Source organism: Allolucifera butyrica (assembly GCF_900476375.1).
Classification (GTDB): Bacteria; Bacillota; Negativicutes; order Sporomusales; family UPPP01; genus Lucifera; species Lucifera butyrica.
Map to the genome: position 1 here is coordinate 193317 of NZ_UPPP01000072.1, position 15638 is coordinate 208954.

17 protein-coding genes are annotated in these 15638 nt (G+C 46.9%); 2 read left to right on the forward strand and 15 right to left on the reverse strand.

The genetic code is table 11. The features are described 5' to 3' along the window. Positions 1-129: 129 nt before the first annotated feature. Both LUCIF_RS12435 and LUCIF_RS12440 read left to right on the forward strand, forming a co-directional pair. Complete coding sequence (locus tag LUCIF_RS12435) at positions 130-1470, forward strand: aminotransferase class III-fold pyridoxal phosphate-dependent enzyme (protein ID WP_122628211.1); 1341 nt, start codon at positions 130-132, stop codon at positions 1468-1470. A 22-nt stretch (positions 1471-1492) separates the two neighbouring features. Next, positions 1493-2596, forward strand: a complete 1104-nt coding sequence (locus LUCIF_RS12440; RefSeq protein WP_122628212.1) for an iron-containing alcohol dehydrogenase family protein — start codon at positions 1493-1495, stop codon at positions 2594-2596. Positions 2597-2636: 40 nt separating this feature from the next. Here LUCIF_RS12440 and LUCIF_RS12445 read toward each other — a convergent pair whose 3' ends face one another. The 15 genes from LUCIF_RS12445 to LUCIF_RS12510 form a co-directional block, all read right to left on the reverse strand. Next, complete coding sequence (locus tag LUCIF_RS12445) at positions 2637-2936, reverse strand: hypothetical protein (RefSeq protein ID WP_122628213.1); 300 nt, start codon at positions 2934-2936, stop codon at positions 2637-2639. A 112-nt stretch (positions 2937-3048) separates the two neighbouring features. Further along, positions 3049-3759 carry an MBL fold metallo-hydrolase gene (locus LUCIF_RS12450; RefSeq protein WP_122628214.1) on the reverse strand — a complete coding sequence of 237 codons (711 nt, stop codon included), beginning with the start codon at positions 3757-3759 and terminating at the stop codon, positions 3049-3051. Positions 3760-3846: 87 nt separating this feature from the next. Further along, entirely contained in the window at positions 3847-4263 is a 417-nt protein-coding gene (locus tag LUCIF_RS12455; protein ID WP_122628215.1) for a cupin domain-containing protein, read from the reverse strand. A 4-nt stretch (positions 4264-4267) separates the two neighbouring features. Next, positions 4268-6265, reverse strand: coding sequence for a transketolase (tkt, locus tag LUCIF_RS12460; RefSeq protein ID WP_122628216.1), 1998 nt, complete (start codon positions 6263-6265; stop codon positions 4268-4270). 190 nt (positions 6266-6455) lie between these two features. Further along, positions 6456-7751, reverse strand: coding sequence for an NAD(P)H-dependent oxidoreductase (locus LUCIF_RS12465; RefSeq protein WP_122628217.1), 1296 nt, complete (start codon positions 7749-7751; stop codon positions 6456-6458). 116 nt (positions 7752-7867) lie between these two features. After that, positions 7868-8038 carry a hypothetical protein gene (locus LUCIF_RS26090; protein ID WP_165865985.1) on the reverse strand — a complete coding sequence of 57 codons (171 nt, stop codon included), beginning with the start codon at positions 8036-8038 and terminating at the stop codon, positions 7868-7870. Positions 8039-8202: 164 nt separating this feature from the next. Continuing rightward, positions 8203-8571, reverse strand: a complete 369-nt coding sequence (locus LUCIF_RS12470) for a PTS glucitol/sorbitol transporter subunit IIA (protein WP_122628218.1) — start codon at positions 8569-8571, stop codon at positions 8203-8205. 45 nt (positions 8572-8616) lie between these two features. After that, positions 8617-9636 (reverse strand): PTS glucitol/sorbitol transporter subunit IIB, encoded by a 1020-nt coding sequence (srlE, locus tag LUCIF_RS26785; protein ID WP_122628219.1) that lies wholly within the window; start codon positions 9634-9636, stop codon positions 8617-8619. 42 nt (positions 9637-9678) lie between these two features. Beyond that, complete coding sequence (gene srlA / locus LUCIF_RS26790) at positions 9679-10197, reverse strand: PTS glucitol/sorbitol transporter subunit IIC (protein WP_122628220.1); 519 nt, start codon at positions 10195-10197, stop codon at positions 9679-9681. A gap of 134 nt (positions 10198-10331) precedes the next feature. Beyond that, complete coding sequence (locus tag LUCIF_RS12485) at positions 10332-10721, reverse strand: transcriptional regulator GutM (RefSeq protein WP_122628221.1); 390 nt, start codon at positions 10719-10721, stop codon at positions 10332-10334. A 25-nt stretch (positions 10722-10746) separates the two neighbouring features. Further along, positions 10747-11712 carry a sugar-binding transcriptional regulator gene (locus tag LUCIF_RS12490; RefSeq protein ID WP_165865986.1) on the reverse strand — a complete coding sequence of 322 codons (966 nt, stop codon included), beginning with the start codon at positions 11710-11712 and terminating at the stop codon, positions 10747-10749. 348 nt (positions 11713-12060) lie between these two features. Next, complete coding sequence (locus LUCIF_RS12495; RefSeq protein WP_122628223.1) at positions 12061-13083, reverse strand: sugar kinase; 1023 nt, start codon at positions 13081-13083, stop codon at positions 12061-12063. A 17-nt stretch (positions 13084-13100) separates the two neighbouring features. Further along, a complete protein-coding gene (locus tag LUCIF_RS12500) occupies positions 13101-13751 on the reverse strand; it encodes a bifunctional 2-keto-4-hydroxyglutarate aldolase/2-keto-3-deoxy-6-phosphogluconate aldolase (protein ID WP_122628224.1) in 651 nt (216 codons plus the stop codon). A 69-nt stretch (positions 13752-13820) separates the two neighbouring features. Further along, positions 13821-14579, reverse strand: coding sequence for an SDR family oxidoreductase (locus LUCIF_RS12505; RefSeq protein ID WP_122628280.1), 759 nt, complete (start codon positions 14577-14579; stop codon positions 13821-13823). 16 nt (positions 14580-14595) lie between these two features. Then, entirely contained in the window at positions 14596-15633 is a 1038-nt protein-coding gene (locus LUCIF_RS12510; protein ID WP_122628225.1) for an alcohol dehydrogenase catalytic domain-containing protein, read from the reverse strand. Positions 15634-15638: the final 5 nt, after the last annotated feature.

Genomic DNA, 15638 nt, shown 5'->3' on the forward strand with positions numbered 1-15638 from the left:
ATAACTTTTCGGGTTGTTTCTAAAATAATGCATTCTTCTTGAGAAACCGAAAAGTAAAATACTTTCCTTCCATTTAAAGACCCTTTGGGTCTTTCTCATGTAAAATTTTAGAGACAGGGGCGATATAATATGACAGGACAAGAAATTAAAGAACAGGATTTACAATATAATTTGCATTCCTGGTCCAAGCAGGGCAATCTGAATCCTATTCCGGTGGAAAAAAGCGACGGTATTTATTTTTGGGATTATGCCGGAAAGCGCTATGCGGATATGTCTTCCCAGCTTGTAAACCTGAATCTCGGCCATGGCAACAGACAAATTGTCGAGGCAATCAAGCAACAGGCCGACCAATTCTGTTTTATGGGGCCGGGCTATGCGGTCGAATCCCGTTCCAGGCTGGCTAAAATGGTCATTGACCTCTTGCCGGATAATATGGGAAAAGTATTTTTTACCAACGCTGGAGCGGATGCCAATGAAAATGCTATTAAAATGGCGCGGATGTTCACCGGCCGCAATAAAATTTTCAGCCGTTACCGCAGTTATCATGGGTCTACTTTCGGCGCCGGCAATCTGACCGGCGAGCCGCGCCGCTATCCGCTTGAACCGGGCATCCCTGGATTCGTAAAATTCTTTGATCCTTATATCTACCGGGAACCGATTGAGTTTGCCGGCGAAGAAGCGGCAACGGCCTTTTACATCGCCAAGCTCCGGGAGCAAGTCCATTATGAGGGGCCGGACAACATCGCGGCCATCGTCCTGGAAACGGTCACCGGCTCGAACGGCGTCATTATTCCGCCCAAGGGCTATCTTAAAGGGGTTCGTAAAATTTGCGACGATTACGGTATTATGATGATTTGTGATGAGGTTATGGCCGGCTTTGGACGCACCGGGAAAATGTTTGCCTTCGAACATTTTGATGTCAAGCCGGATATCGTAACCTTTGCCAAGGGCATCACTTGCGGCTATGTACCACTCGGCGGCGTGGCAGTCGCCAAAAAAATCGCCGCTTATTTCGACGACCATACCCTGCTTTGCGGCTTGACCTATAGCGCCCATCCCCTCGCTTGCGCCGCCGGCGTGGCCACATTGAACTATTATAAAGAAGCTCACATTTTAGAACAGGTCGAAAAAACCGGCAAAGTACTCGGCCAAATCCTGGAAGAGATCAAAACCAGGCACGCCTGCGTCGGCGATGTCCGTTATATTGGTCTGTTCTCCGCCGTTGAACTGGTTAAAGACAAAACAACCAAAGAACCGCTGGTTGCTTACGGACAAGACCCGCAAGGGGTCATGAGCGGAATCATAAAACAGCTTACTGCCAAAGGTTTTGTTACCTATTCCCACGAAAACATGATTCTTGTCGCTCCGCCGCTTATCATCACCGAAGCGCAGCTCCGGGAAATGATGGCGATTTTAGACGAAGTACTAACCGATATGGATCAAGTAATAACAACAAGAAAAACCGCTTAACGCGGTTTTTAGGAGGTATTCCATGTTTACTTTTTCCTTACCCACTAAGATTATAGCCGGCCCAAATTGTATCAAAGAAAATGCAAAAGAGATAAGGTCTCTGGGTAAAAAAAGCTTTATTGTTACCGGCAAAAATTCAGCCAGCCATAACGGTTCTCTCTTCGATGTGCAAGCGGCCTTGGAAGCGGAAAACATTTCCGCCATTCTGTTTGACCAAATCACCAGCAACCCTTCCATCAACCTTGTACGCAAAGCCGCTCAAACCGCCCGGGAGGAAAAAATTGATTTTATCATTGGCATCGGAGGCGGCTCACCGCTTGATGCGGCCAAAGCGATTGCGGTGCTGGCGACAAATGACCTTGACGATGAGGCCCTGTTTTCCGGTCCCTATGCCCACCCGTTTCTGCCGGTTGCCGCCGTCCCGACTACTGCCGGTACCGGCAGTGAGGTAACCCAGTACTCTATACTAACCAATCAGCATCTGGAAACAAAAACCTCCATCGCCCATCCCGGACTGTTCCCCAAAGTTGCTTTTCTGGATGCGCGCTATACCCTGAACCTCCCCAAGCTCATTACCATTCATACCGCAATCGATGCGTTGTCACACGCGCTGGAAGGATATTTGTCCGTGAAGGCCACCGATTTCAGCAATCTGTTCGCGGAAAAGAGCCTGGCTCTTTTAGGAGAATGCCTGCCACAGCTTTCTGCAGACCTCGCCTTCCGTGTTCGTGAAAAGCTTCTCTATGCCTCCATGCTGGCCGGCGTTGTCATTGCCCATACCGGAACCACGGCCGTTCATTCCATCGGCTATTCCCTGACCTATTTTAAAGAGATTGACCATGGCCGGGCCAACGGATTATTGCTGGCAGAATACCTGCGTTTTCTTGCTCCGTCTTATAACGACAAAATACAGGCAATCCTTGATTTACTGCAGTTAAAAGATATCAGTGAATTTTCCGACCTTATGCATCGTCTTTTGGGTAAAAAAGAAGAAATCACCGCCGCCGAAGTTATGCAATTTAGCAGCAAAGCGGCGCAAGCCGCCAATCTAAAAAATACCTTAATCAAACCGACTGAACAGGATATCGCCGCCTTGTTGCAAAAAAGCCTGACTTTTTTATCCTAATGTAAATAAGAGTAAATAACGCTTTATTTTTTATCCATTCCTATTTTGCGGAATTTTTACCCTTGATTTCAGGCATTTTCCCTGCCGGTGAACCATATTTTTGCGCCGTAAACGTATAGACAAGCTTATCACCTACTTTGCCGGCTATTGATCCACCGCCGGTGATCGACGCAAACGTTGGATAATCAAGCCAATGGATACCATAGATTATTAAAATAACATCAACGATAGTACCAAGAATAAAAAGCATAAATGCCAACGCAATAATTACCCGCGTTAAACTGGGTTCATTCTGCTCGTATAAGATTCCAAATAAAAATTCTTTACATCGGCGCCACAATAAGCTCTCCCCCCTTCGTTCCTATATTATGGGAGTTTTAAGAAAACGGTGATAGTCCCGAAACGTAAAGCCCCTATTTGCCGGTATCCGCAAATAGGGGCTTGTTATGGAATTACATAGAATAAATATCCGGCAGTTGAAAACCGAGTGTCTTTACCTGCTCTCTATCCAGATAGGCGTCATGATGAATACAGCAAACCTTGCTTCGTAAGTCAACAGGGATTATCTCACATAATTTTCGCAGGGATAGGTGGGGATTCTGATCGTAATCCAGCCCGCAAGTGTCCTGATACATTCTTTCCAGCTCACCTTTTTCCAGCATTCTTAACACACTTTCCCGGATTGAATTGGAATCCCCGCTGTAAAATATGCGTGCTCCTTCGTATTCCAGCAGAAAGCCAAAGGCGGGAATGGTCGTTACATGAGTGACAGGTATAAACGACAGGTTGAAAGCCCCAAGCTCTTGATCCGCCGCATCCACAGTTAGATTACTAATGATCTCTACCATTTGTTTCTCAACACCAATACACTGCAAGAAGGTTTTGAGTAATCTATTTTCCGGAAAATACAACTTGGGTGTAATCTTCAGGACATAATACGCGTAAAAGATGATATCTCCCAAACTGCCCACATGGTCCGGATGGGTGTGGGTAATGACAATATGTAATCTTTTCAGACCGTCCAATAATTGCATTGCCTGCAAACGATGGAACACAGTTCCGCCACAGTCGATGAGCAGCAGCGAATCCCCTTTTTTTAGGAAAGCGCTCGTATTTCCAATCCGGGTATTAAAGGCGCTGCCACAACCAATAAATTGAATCATTTTACCCTCCTTAACCGGTTTCTATTCTTTATATCTATTATGCTGTTTCGCGTACGGATAGCCCGGATTTAAGAGAGATGGAGTCATCTACCAATTAGTATACCAGGCATTGAGGCTTCCATCCTCTTCGACGCTGACTTTGTCATTGCCGGAAGGGTATTTAAAAAACAGTAATTTGAGTCCCGCCTTGGACTTTTGAGCATAAGTAATTCCCGGCCGGATTAAAAAGAAGTCTCCTTTTTCAACCAGCGTTTCTTCCTTGGTTTTTATATCTATATATTTGCTTTCCCCGGCCAGGACATAAATATACTCCGTTGTGGTTGTATGATAATGCGGTTTTTCAATCGTGTATTCTTTGTATTCCGTAATGCCCGCTTCTATATGAGGATCCCGCAAATAATCCAGTTCCTGGGGTAAGGCCAGTTCGCCCGCTAAGTACTGGCGCTTGGAACTCTCCAGTGCGGTTTCAATCCGGTTGCCGCTTATCACTTCTATTTTTTTCATCCCTTTACCTCGACGCTAATAAACCTTTCATGGTTGCTACCACATTTTCCGTAGTGAAGCCAAATTTTTCAAATAAGGTTTTCGCCGGTGCCGACGCTCCAAACGTGTTCATGGTAACACAGGCACCGTCAAGTCCTACATATTTGTCCCAGCCAAAATCAGAGGCCGCTTCCACCGCGACTCTGGCCCTTACGTTTTTAGGCAATACGCTTTCCCGGTATTCCGACGTTTGTGTTGCAAAGACATCCAGAGATGGCATGCTCACCACTCTTACATCAATATTTTCTTTTGCTAATGCCGCTTTCGCGTTCACGGCCAGTTCCACTTCCGAGCCACTGGCCATAATGATCCCGTCCGGCATCGCTTTTTGGGAATCAGCCAGAATATAGCCGCCTTTTAATGCTTCTTTGCTTGACCCTTGCAGTGGCGGCAGGTTTTGCCGTGATAATACCAGGGCGGTCGGCGTCTTTGCCGATGTCATTGCATAATACCAGGCCGCGCAAGTTTCAGTGGCGTCCGCCGGTCTGAATACGGCGAAGTTCGGCATCGCTCTGAGCATTGCCAATTGTTCCACCGGCTCATGAGTAGGACCGTCTTCTCCCACCCCTATACTGTCATGGCTTAAAACATATGTCACAGGCAATCCCATCAGGGCTGCCAGTCTTGCCATTGGCTTCAGGTAATCACTAAAGACAAAAAAGGTGGCAACAAAGGGTTTCAAGCCCCCATGCAGCGCCAACCCATTACCGATGGCGGCCATGGCAATTTCTCTTACCCCAAAATGAATATTTCTGCCGCTATAGTTATGTCTGGAAAAGTCTCCCGCACCGCTCATATTGGTTTTATTGGAAGGAGCAAGGTCTGCACTGCCGCCAATCAGGTTCGGCAGCCAATCTTTAATACGGTTGAGCAGGATGCCCGATAAGTTCCTTGTCGCTTCCGGCTTGTCCGTAAAGGCCCAAAATTCTTCCCTGTCGATTAAATCCGCCGTAATCTTTTCCTCATAATACCGCGCCCAAAGAGTTCTCATCTCCGGGTATTTTTCGCTATAACTGGCAAACATTGCGTTCCAGGCCGCTTCATCGGCCGCCTTTTGGTCGGCAATTGCCCGGTAATGATCGTAAACAACAGCCGGAACATAAAAGGCATCCGTTTTCTCCCAGCCTAATTTTTCTTTAAGGGCGGCAACATTTTCCGCTCCCAGCGGTTCTCCATGCGCACTGGCCTTCCCCTGTTTAGCCGGGCAGCCATAGCCAATCTGGGTTTTCACGATAATGCAGGAAGGTTTATTGGTTTCGGCTTTTGCCATTTCAATGGCTCTGCCAATCGACGCCAGATCGTTGCCGTCTTCAACTGTCAAGGTTTGAAAGCCAAAGGCCTGCATTTTTTGGGCCACATCTTCGGTAAAAGCAATTTCCGTACTGCCTTCGATCGTAATTTCATTACTATCATAAAACACAATCAGCTTATGTAAGCCTAAGGTTCCTGCCAGCGAAAAGGCTTCGGAAGAAATTCCCTCCATCATGCAGCCGTCTCCGCCCAGTGCATAGGTATAATGGTCAACAACGGGAAATCCGTCTTTATTAAAAATCGCGGCAAGATGCGCTTCCGCCATCGCCATACCGACAGCCATTCCCATGCCGGCGCCAAGCGGTCCGGTTGTCGCTTCCACACCGACCGTATGGCCATATTCCGGATGACCGGGCGTCAGGGAATCTTCCTGCCTGAACCGGGCCAGGTCTTCAATGGCTAAACCGCCATAGCCGAATAAGTGTAAGAGGGAATACAACAGAGTCGATCCATGTCCGGCAGACAAAACAAAACGGTCCCGGTTAATCCATTGGGGATTTTTCGGATTATGCTTCAGGTGCTTCGCCCATAATTCATAAGCCACCGCAGCGCAGCCAAGGGGCATACCGGGATGGCCGGAATTCGCTTTTTGTACCGAATCTGCCGCCAAAATACGAATTGCATTTACTGCCATTTCATCCATTTTACTCATTTCATTTTCTCCTAAATTATTAATTTTTCTTTTATACCCACTTTTCGCAATTCTCTATCATTCAGAATAATCCTCCATGAAAAGGTAAACTGAGATATTATTGCCATAAGTTCAGGGTGCGAAATGTGGTTCTACAGCAAAAGCTGATATGAAATTCATACCAGCTTTTGTCTCTTACCCGGAGGTTCTCTTATTTATGATACATTGCATCTTGTTCTTTGCGCAAATTATAAATCAGGGTGGTTTGATCCAACTCTACCATATCCAGTGTTAAAAGCTGCCCCTTTTTGGCATCCTTTAGCATACGGGTTTTATTTGTTACCAAACCGTAAGGAACGTAGCCCTTGGCATCGGCCTCAACAGCAGTGGCAATCGACCCATACGTAGTATACCCGCCAATTCCGTCAATGTACTGGCCCGCTTTCAAATCGGTTTTGGCAACCGTAATGCATTCGCTCACCAGTCCGTCGATGGGTACGATGGTGGGTTCCCCATCAATCACAGCCTTAGCCACGGTTAGCGGCGTTTCTAAATTGCATAAATGATAGGGCCGGTATAAAATCCATAAAGGACCCTCCCCCATGCTATGATAACGCATTTGATAGGCGATTTCTTCGTTTTCCGTCGCCACAGCGACAAATACGCCCGGAGCAATGCCATTTACGTATTCAACCACACCATGTTTCTCTAAAATACCGCCATCTTGCTTGAGCTTATATAACTCCGGCAATTCTTTCACAGTTGCCGCAACCCCGTGTCCGCCGGTCACATCGGGAATCAAACCCGTAGCATTGGACATAGCCGTCATTTCTACCATTGTTTTGGTACCATCTTTAAAGGCGCAAAGCATTTTAGGACTCATTTTACGGCGGGTCGCTTCTTCCAGCACTGTATCCGGATTGCAATTATAATCCAGCTTGTTATTCTTTCCCTTACCCATTACTTTAACATCCATGCCCATGGCTTTGGCAAAACAATATAATTCCATAACCGCGCCCGGCTCATCCCCGGCCGAACCGGTATAAATAACGCCTTGCCGCGCCGCCAGCTTTTTCAGGTAAGGTCCAATAACAACATCGGTCTCCACATTCAGCATGACTACGTGTTTCCCGTTTTTCATTGCATCCGTTGCCACTTTGGCCCCTACATCAGGCACCCCGGTGGCATCGATGGCGCATTCCACCAGGTTAGCCTGCGAAATTAAATCCGCATTGACGGTGGCAATGTATTTTCCGGCTTCCATCCAGCGATTGGCCTCGGTGAGAGTATCCACAACCGCAATTTGGTCGTCTTTTATGCCGGCATAATGAAAAGCATTCACAGCATTTTCAATATTGATATCGGAAACAACTGCCGGCATGATACCCTGCATGAGTACCATTTGCGTCACCATGCCTCTTCCCATTTGGCCCGCACCGACAATACCCGTACGGATAACGTTTCCCTCCTGTTGCCGTTTCCTTAACTTTTGATCCATGTTTAACATCCAAAAGACCCCTTTTTAGTCTAGTTATTCTAAATTTCACAAAAAGCCGGTCCATTGCTTTGGATGAAAAACGGCTGCTAAATGACTCTCGTACAGCTCAGATAGAATTAAAATATTCAGTTTGTCTCTCCTGGTAAAAAATTTGTTTTATCCCAGAATAGGTTGTCTTTTCGGGCCGTTATTGTTAGAATATTCTCGAGATGTTTTTTATGTTTGGTACTGGCTGCAGGGATTGCTTTTTGCGGAGAAATCCCTGCGCCGGTATCTTTTTTTGTTGTCCCGTACATACTCTTACTCCTTAAATATTGCCGGCAATTCCCGCCGTCAATAAAATACAGAGGGTTAGTCCAACTCGTTTTAATCTTCTGAGCTTTGATTCATGAACTTTAACCCATTTTTTGCAGCCAAAATTCATCTTTGACAACTTGCTTCCTGTAAAATGTTGAATCATTTAGAAAATCTCAATGGTACCTCCTACGAGAATATCTGAAGACAGCAGCTCATCTCCTTCCAGCATAATACATCCCGGACGGTCCGGTTTCGGTCCGCCTTTGAAGCTAAGTGTGCAGTGTCCCAGTTCTTGCAGCGTGTGTTCCGCTTCCGAACCGATGGCGGTGATCGTAAATACCTTGTCACAAATAATTACTGTATCACCAATCGCCAATCCCGCAAGCAGGGGGGACGGTTTGTGCAAAACCGCTATTTCCGCTAATTCCGGCGGCGCCCCGTCATTAAAGATGATGATAAAATTCAATTCCTTGTCACTCAGAAAGTGCAGCGCATCCATTCCCCAGCCGGTAATTTCGGACTGATACTTCATCGTTCTCCTCCTTTAGCAATGAATCAACTTCTTTTGCCTCGTATATTAGTACATGCCAAAACTGAAAAAGTAAGCAATAATAACTGCCAGCGGACCGGTGATCAGCCGCGAATACAGAACTGCCGGAACCCCCATTTCAATTGTTTCCGGGTCTGCTTCCCCCAGGCTTAAGCCAACGGGAACAAAGTCGCAGCCAACTTGGCCATTTATTGCAAATAAAGCGGGCAATGCATATTGGGCGGGAATATGGCCCAAGCCAAATTCAACGCCCAGCAGTGTGCCGACAACCTGGGCAATCACTGCCCCCGGGCCAAGCACCGGGGATATAAAGGGTAAAGAACAAACAACGGAAATAACCAGCATACCCGGGAGTGTACTCGCCAAAGGAGATATTGTGTTGGCGATCAGATTGCCAATGCCGGATACTTTGATAATCCCGATAATCATACTCACAAAGGCCATGAACGGTAAAATGGTCTTTACGACCATATCAATGGTCTCTCGGCCTGCCTGGTAGAATTTATTGACGACTCCGCCGACACCAATTCCCAGCCGGGTAATGATGTTTCTCTTTTTATTCACATTCATTGCCGCAATTTCCGCTCTCGCCTGGGCTTTCGTTTTGGGTTCGGAATGAGCCGTTCTTGGCCCTGTCCCGGCTGCAACAAGTCCTTCTTTACTGGTCAGGATGGCGCCTTCCCCGGCATATCTGAGACAGCTTTCGGTAACTGCCGACACATATAGATTTTCGGTAATATACTGCGCCAAGGGTCCGACCTTGCCAACCGGAGTCAGATTCACGGTAAATATTTTCTTCTTAGGATACACGCCGCAGCGCGCCGTACCGCCGCAATCCACAACCGCAACCAGAATCTGGTCGTCAGGAACGGACTTGGTAAATCCGTCAATTGCCTCACAGCCTGTCATTTCTGCGATTTTAGCCGCTACCGGATGAATGCCGCCCCCCGTGACACTAACAATTTTATTGCAGATATCTGTCGGCATGATCGTTAAAGGACCGCCCCAGCCGCCGCTGCCTTGGGAAATCGTAATGGCTTTATACATAAAATCATTCCTTCCTACATTTTTTCATTGCCACGGTGATTTTTATTTTGCTTTGGCTTTCATCGAAGTATAAATTTTTTCCGTAACAATGCCGCGTATAAAGATTATAATAATCCCGACAAGAAAGTATCTAACAGCCAAGTCACCCAAAGGAAGTCCCAGTTTGGTAATCCCTGCGGCTATCCCCATGTAAACGAACAACTCGCCGCCATTGGCATGGGGAAACAAGCCGGTAACAGGATGGAGAAAGCTTACGGTTGCATCATAAAACGCCGGTTTGTGCTTTTCTTCAACAAAGCGTCCAAAACTGTAGCACATTGGATTTCCTAAAAACAAAACAGATAAGATAGGTAATATGGTATACCGGGTAATAATATTTTTGGTTGCTTTTTGCGCCAAACTTTGCACCCGCTCTTCACCAATCAGTTTGATGACGGCACTCACTGCCGTCATCAGGACAACGATCAGCGGAATAATTCCGGCTACCCATCCGGCAAAGGTCTCTGCCCCTGCTTTAAAAAGTTCCATAAACCCATTGGCCAATCCAGCTAGTAACTCCATATTTTTTCCTCCGTTCTTTAATTTCCAGAATTTTCCGAAATATATATGTTGTATTCATTTAAAAATTTAAATTTTAGGTACTTACTTTGCTTGTTTGGGCCCTAAACAAGCTTTTCTTTAAACCAGTATTAATTTTATAATTTGTCTGGATTCAATCTAAGATTCAAAGCATCCAACGCCTGAATATGCGCTTTATACATTCTCTGTTTCTTTTCCGGCAGTGATCCGTACTCCGCCAGTAAATCATAAATCGTTTTACCAATGATTCCCCTGATCTCTTTAAACCTATTAAAAATCGTATATCCTTCCATAATTTCACCCGCAGTAATCACTCCGTCCCGGTTACAGGCAATCACTACTATATTTCCGGGAACGAATCTGCCTTTTTTGCTGCCAATGCCAACATTGCCCAGCCTGTGCAACCGGCGAACGGCTTGTTTATACTGCTGCACCTGCATATAAGTGCCCACCGCCTGCGCTGTCATAAGAAAGAGCAATCCGAGAAATAGCCTAGTCAAGTTCATCCGCAATCCTCTCTTTCACGCTGAATTATCTTTCCAGCAAAGCCATGGCGCAATCGAAATCCGTAATCAATATATTTAAAAAGCCGCCTCGGATCGCCCCCAGCACAGCATTGGCTTTATGGGCGCCGCCGGCAATACCAATTCGCTTTTGCACCTTCTTCAACTGCTCAATTGGCATCCCGGCCACTCGGTCATTAAATTGTTTGAACTTTTCCGTGCTACCATTCTGATCAAAAAATTGCAATGAAATATCGCCGACTGCGCCGATTTCAACGAAACGGTCCAAGACTTCCGCTTCGATATATCCGGTCGCCAATAAGGTTGAACCGCCCCGTTCGGGTATCCCGATTCCCATAAGTACCGTACCCACATTGCGATAAAAGTTAAAAATGTTACGCACCGATTTTTCTTTAAGAAACTCGTTTAATACATTGACACTGGAAAAAGTCGCCGGCGAAAAGAACTGTACACAATCGCCGCCGAATAATTTGGCAAATTCACCGGCAATATAGTTCGCATGGATGTCTAACCGGCTTTCGCCAATACCGCCGACAATCGGTACAAAAGTACAACGGATAGTATGCTCAATATTGCGTTTTGCCCGAATTACGTTTTGCAGCGTCATTCCCATCGAAACGCCTACAACGTCTCCGTCATCCAACGTTCTGGCTAAAAAATTTAATGTTTCCTCCCCTAAACTGCTGCTTATTCTTTCCGTCCCCGTTTCTATAGGACTTGACTCAACAACAATCACTTCTTTAAGGTTAAACTTTTTTTCCAGTTCCCGTTCCAATTTACCAAATGTTAAGTTGTAGGGGTTATTGATATCAATCTTTACGATCCCTTGTTCTTTGCCTAATTTCAGCATTCTTGAAACCGACGGTCTTGATATGCCAAGATGTTCACAAATTTCCTGCTGGCTCATTTCATCTTCATAATAAAGACTGCAGCATTTGAATATAAGCCTTATGTCATCAATAACCTTTTTCATAGTAAACACTCCGTCGTTTTTATTCCCCAAACTGCATTTTTTATTATTATCTTACTATTCATAATTATATATGGCATCCCGCATTTTATCAATATATCAAATTTAGAACATATGTAAAAATAAAGTTTGTGCTTTTTTTATTTTTTCATCTGTTCATAATTCGCTTAGTTTCCCTGTCCCCTGCAAAAACAACAAGGGGCAATTGCCTTTAATTGCAATTGCCCCTAAAATAGCTCTTTTGTAACTATTGCTACTGCATCAACTCTCCCGCAATATCTAAAAAAATTCCTGTCAAAATGCGTAATTGTTCAAGAGAGTGTCCTGGTAGTTCCTTATCCCTTTATCCGTCTATCGTTGAACGCGTCCCGAACCATCGCCGGCCATCAATGTTTTTACCTCGTTAACAGTGACGTGGTTATGATCGCCCTCGATAGAATGTTTGAGACAGGACGCCGCCACCGCGAATTCCAAAGCCTCTTGATTACTCAGACCGGCCCGAAGGGCGTAAATCAAACCGCCTCCAAAGGAATCACCGCCGCCGACCCGGTCGACGATATGTACGGCATAATTGCGGGAGAAATAGTACTCGCCCCCCTTATACAACATTGCCGCCCAGTTGTTGTCCGAAGCTGAAATACTGCTGCGCAGAGTAATGGCGACCGCTTTGAACCCGAAGCGGTCACTCAGTTGCCTGGCAACGTCTTTATAGCCGTCATGGCTCAGCTTGCCGCCGGTTATATCAGTGCTGCCCGCCTTAATGCCGAATACTTTCTCGGCATCTTCCTCATTAGCGATACAAACATCAACGTAAGGCATAAACCGGGTCATGACTTCGCCGGCTTTTTCACTTGTCCAGAGGTTCTTGCGGAAATTGAGGTCGCAACTCACCGTCAGCCCTGCCTTCTTTGCCGCTTTGCAGGCATCCAGCACCGCCTCGGCTACGTGGTCGCCAAGTGCGGGGGTAATGCCGGTGAAATGGAACCAGTCGGCACCGGCGCAAATTTTCTTCCAGTCAAAGTCCCTGCTTTGCGCCTGAGAGACCGAAGAGTACTTCCGGTCGTAGACCACTTTCGACGGACGTTGAGAGGCTCCCTTTTCCAAAAAGTAAATGCCGATCCGTTCCCCGCCTCTGACCATATAGGCCGTATCAACACCATAGCGGCGCATTTCGTTTATTGCCGCCTGACCGACCGGATTGTCGGGAACTTTGGTAACGAACAAGGCGTCAACGCCAAAATTGGCCAGCGATACGGCAACATTGGCCTCGCCGCCGCCATACACTGCATCAAAACTTTGCGCCTGCTCAAAGCGGAGATAGCCGGCAGGAGCCAGCCGCAGCATGATTTCACCGAAACAGACTACTTTGCTCATCTACATTTGACACTCCTTTATTTTAAGCCGCGGGCATCGCAGATTTCTTGGATAAATTGCCGGGCGACGGTTGTAATTGACTCATAGTCGCCTTTTTTAGCCCCGCCGGTAAGATTGCCGCCGGCGCCGACAGCCACACAGCCGGCCTTGATCCAATCACCAACGTTTCCCAGGGCCACTCCGCCGGTAGGCATCAGCGGCGCTTGCGGCAGCGGCCCTTTTACCGCTTTTACAAACGCCGGCCCCAGGCTTTCTCCCGGAAATACCTTAATGATATCCGCGCCGGCTTCCATAGCTTCGACAATTTCTTTTATTGTTGCCGCGCCGGGCATAACCGGCACCTGATAGCGATTACACAGCTTGACCGTATCAAAATTAACACTTGGACTGACCACGTACTGCGCCCCAGCCAGAATCGCCGTCCGGGCCGTTTCAGGGTCCAGCACGGTTCCGGCGCCGATAATAATTTCATCTAACCCATAGGTAGTTGCCAGTTCTTTGATTACCTCAGCGGCACCGGGTACGGTGAAGGTTATTTCGATCGCCCCTACTCCGCCTTTAATGCAAGCATCCGTTATTTTCTTCGCCTGCTCCGCCGATTCCGCCCGTACGACGGCAACAAGGCCGCTATTCATAATCTTTTGCAGTACCGCAATTTTGGATAACATCTTCGTCACTCTCCAATTTCTTCGTCCTAACCCTTAGGAATACCAGGCTTGGACTGTCCGGAACTACTTTTATTTCACAAGATAACCGCCATCGACCGGGATAACCGCCCCGCTCACATAATCACTTGCCGCAGAAGCCAAATAAATTGTGGTTCCTTTCATATCATTCCCGGTGCCCCAGCGGCCCGCCGGAATCCGCTCGGAAATTTGCTGGTATCTGGTCTCGTTGTTTATAATGGCCTTGTTCATATCTGTCGCCATATATCCCGGGGCAATGGCGTTGACATTTACCCCTCTGCCTACCCAGTCATTTGACAATTCCTTCGTAAGCTGGGTTACGCCGCCTTTGGCCGCCGAGTAGGCGGGAACCGTTTGTCCGCCAAAGAAGGAAACCATGGAAGCCACATTAATAATCTTGCCGTAACCCTTCTTAAGCATAATGCGTCCCGCCAATTGACACAGGATGAATACCGAGTTCAGATTGATATTCAAAACCTCATCCCATTCTTCAATCGGGAATTCTTCGGCGCTGTGTCTTCGCTGGATGCCTGCCGCCGTTACCAGTATATCCAAATCGCCCCCCAAAGCGGCCAGACAGCCGGCAAAAGCCCGGTAATTTTCCTGCCGGTCTCTTAAATCGGCTTTTACACCATAGCATGGATACCCCTTCTTAGAAAAGTCTTCGGCTGCTGCGAAAACCGTATCGGAAGAACCGACGATTGCTACTTCACAACCCGCTTCCAGCAGTCCTTCCGCCATTCCGTGGCCGAGGCCCCGACTGCCTCCCGTTACAATGGCTTTTTTGCCTTCGATATTAAACAGATTCATAACTGCAGCTCCTTCTTTATTCAAATAAAACAACCATCTTTTTCACCTTGGGGTCGGGATGGTCCATATAATAAAACATTTTTTCGATCTCATTAAATGGAATAAAAGTAGTAGCAATCCCATTCAAGTTAAACGCATGCCTGGCAAATTTTTCAATCGTAGGCTTAAACTGATAGCAGGACATTCTCGAACCAATCAAATCCAGTTCGCGCTGATTCAGCATCGCTTGCGAAATCGTCTCCGGCGCAGTGACAAAACCCAGGCTTACAATCCTGCCGGCATTCCGTACAAGGCCAACCTCAAACAGGGACGTCAACGATCCCTGGAAGCAAGCGGAGTCAAAAGCGACCGTAACCCCTTTTCCCCTGGTAATTTCCTGGACTCTTGCCACTATATTTTCCTTTTTGCTGTTTATAATATAATCTGCTCCATAGCCTTTGGCTCTTGCCAGTGTCTCATCATTCACATCGCAGCAAATTACGGTGCAGCCTTTTTCTTTACAGGTCTGCAAAATAATCGAGCCAATTGTTCCCGTTCCCAGAATAAACACGATATCCTCCGCCACCAGCCTGCCTCTCTGGGTGCAATGGGCGCCAATCGCGTATGGCTCGATTAATGCGGCGTCTCTAAAGGGAATCGTTTCCGGAAATACATAGGCATCCTCTTCCGGCACGACGATATACTCCCGCAATCCGCCGTCGGTTCCGCTGCCGCGCACCCGCACATTTTCACATACATTCTCCCGGCCGATTTTGCACTGGTAGCATTCCCCGCAGGTTATAATCAGGTCAATAACGACTCTGTCACCGATGTTTACTTTCGTCACTTTAGGACCAACTTTTACAACAATACCTACGTTTTCATGGCCCGGAATTCTTGGATACGTCGAACAGGGATTGGCCCCGTGATAAATGTGATGGTCAGAGCCGCATATGCCAACCGCTTTCATTTGTACCAGCACTTCAAAATCATTAGTGATCCCGGGAAGTGGCACCTCCCGGACTGCATACTCATGCGGCTTGGTAATTACTACCTCTTTCATTACTTCCCTCATGATTC

Bases quoted from the DNA above. Each gene is read 5' to 3' on its own strand.
- LUCIF_RS12435 (WP_122628211.1), top strand. From the start codon at position 130: ATGACAGGACAAGAAATTAAAGAACAGGATTTACAATATAATTTGCAT.
- LUCIF_RS12440 (WP_122628212.1), top strand. From the start codon at position 1,493: ATGTTTACTTTTTCCTTACCCACTAAGATTATAGCCGGCCCAAATTGT.
- LUCIF_RS12450 (WP_122628214.1), bottom strand. From the start codon at position 3,759: ATGATTCAATTTATTGGTTGTGGCAGCGCCTTTAATACCCGGATTGGA.
- LUCIF_RS12455 (WP_122628215.1), bottom strand. From the start codon at position 4,263: ATGAAAAAAATAGAAGTGATAAGCGGCAACCGGATTGAAACCGCACTG.
- tkt (WP_122628216.1), bottom strand. From the start codon at position 6,265: ATGAGTAAAATGGATGAAATGGCAGTAAATGCAATTCGTATTTTGGCG.
- LUCIF_RS12465 (WP_122628217.1), bottom strand. From the start codon at position 7,751: ATGTTAAACATGGATCAAAAGTTAAGGAAACGGCAACAGGAGGGAAAC.
- LUCIF_RS26090 (WP_165865985.1), bottom strand. From the start codon at position 8,038: ATGTACGGGACAACAAAAAAAGATACCGGCGCAGGGATTTCTCCGCAA.
- LUCIF_RS12470 (WP_122628218.1), bottom strand. From the start codon at position 8,571: ATGAAGTATCAGTCCGAAATTACCGGCTGGGGAATGGATGCGCTGCAC.
- srlE (WP_122628219.1), bottom strand. From the start codon at position 9,636: ATGTATAAAGCCATTACGATTTCCCAAGGCAGCGGCGGCTGGGGCGGT.
- srlA (WP_122628220.1), bottom strand. From the start codon at position 10,197: ATGGAGTTACTAGCTGGATTGGCCAATGGGTTTATGGAACTTTTTAAA.
- LUCIF_RS12485 (WP_122628221.1), bottom strand. From the start codon at position 10,721: ATGAACTTGACTAGGCTATTTCTCGGATTGCTCTTTCTTATGACAGCG.
- LUCIF_RS12490 (WP_165865986.1), bottom strand. From the start codon at position 11,712: ATGAAAAAGGTTATTGATGACATAAGGCTTATATTCAAATGCTGCAGT.
- LUCIF_RS12495 (WP_122628223.1), bottom strand. From the start codon at position 13,083: ATGAGCAAAGTAGTCTGTTTCGGTGAAATCATGCTGCGGCTGGCTCCT.
- LUCIF_RS12500 (WP_122628224.1), bottom strand. From the start codon at position 13,751: ATGTTATCCAAAATTGCGGTACTGCAAAAGATTATGAATAGCGGCCTT.
- LUCIF_RS12505 (WP_122628280.1), bottom strand. From the start codon at position 14,579: ATGAATCTGTTTAATATCGAAGGCAAAAAAGCCATTGTAACGGGAGGC.
- LUCIF_RS12510 (WP_122628225.1), bottom strand. From the start codon at position 15,633: ATGAGGGAAGTAATGAAAGAGGTAGTAATTACCAAGCCGCATGAGTAT.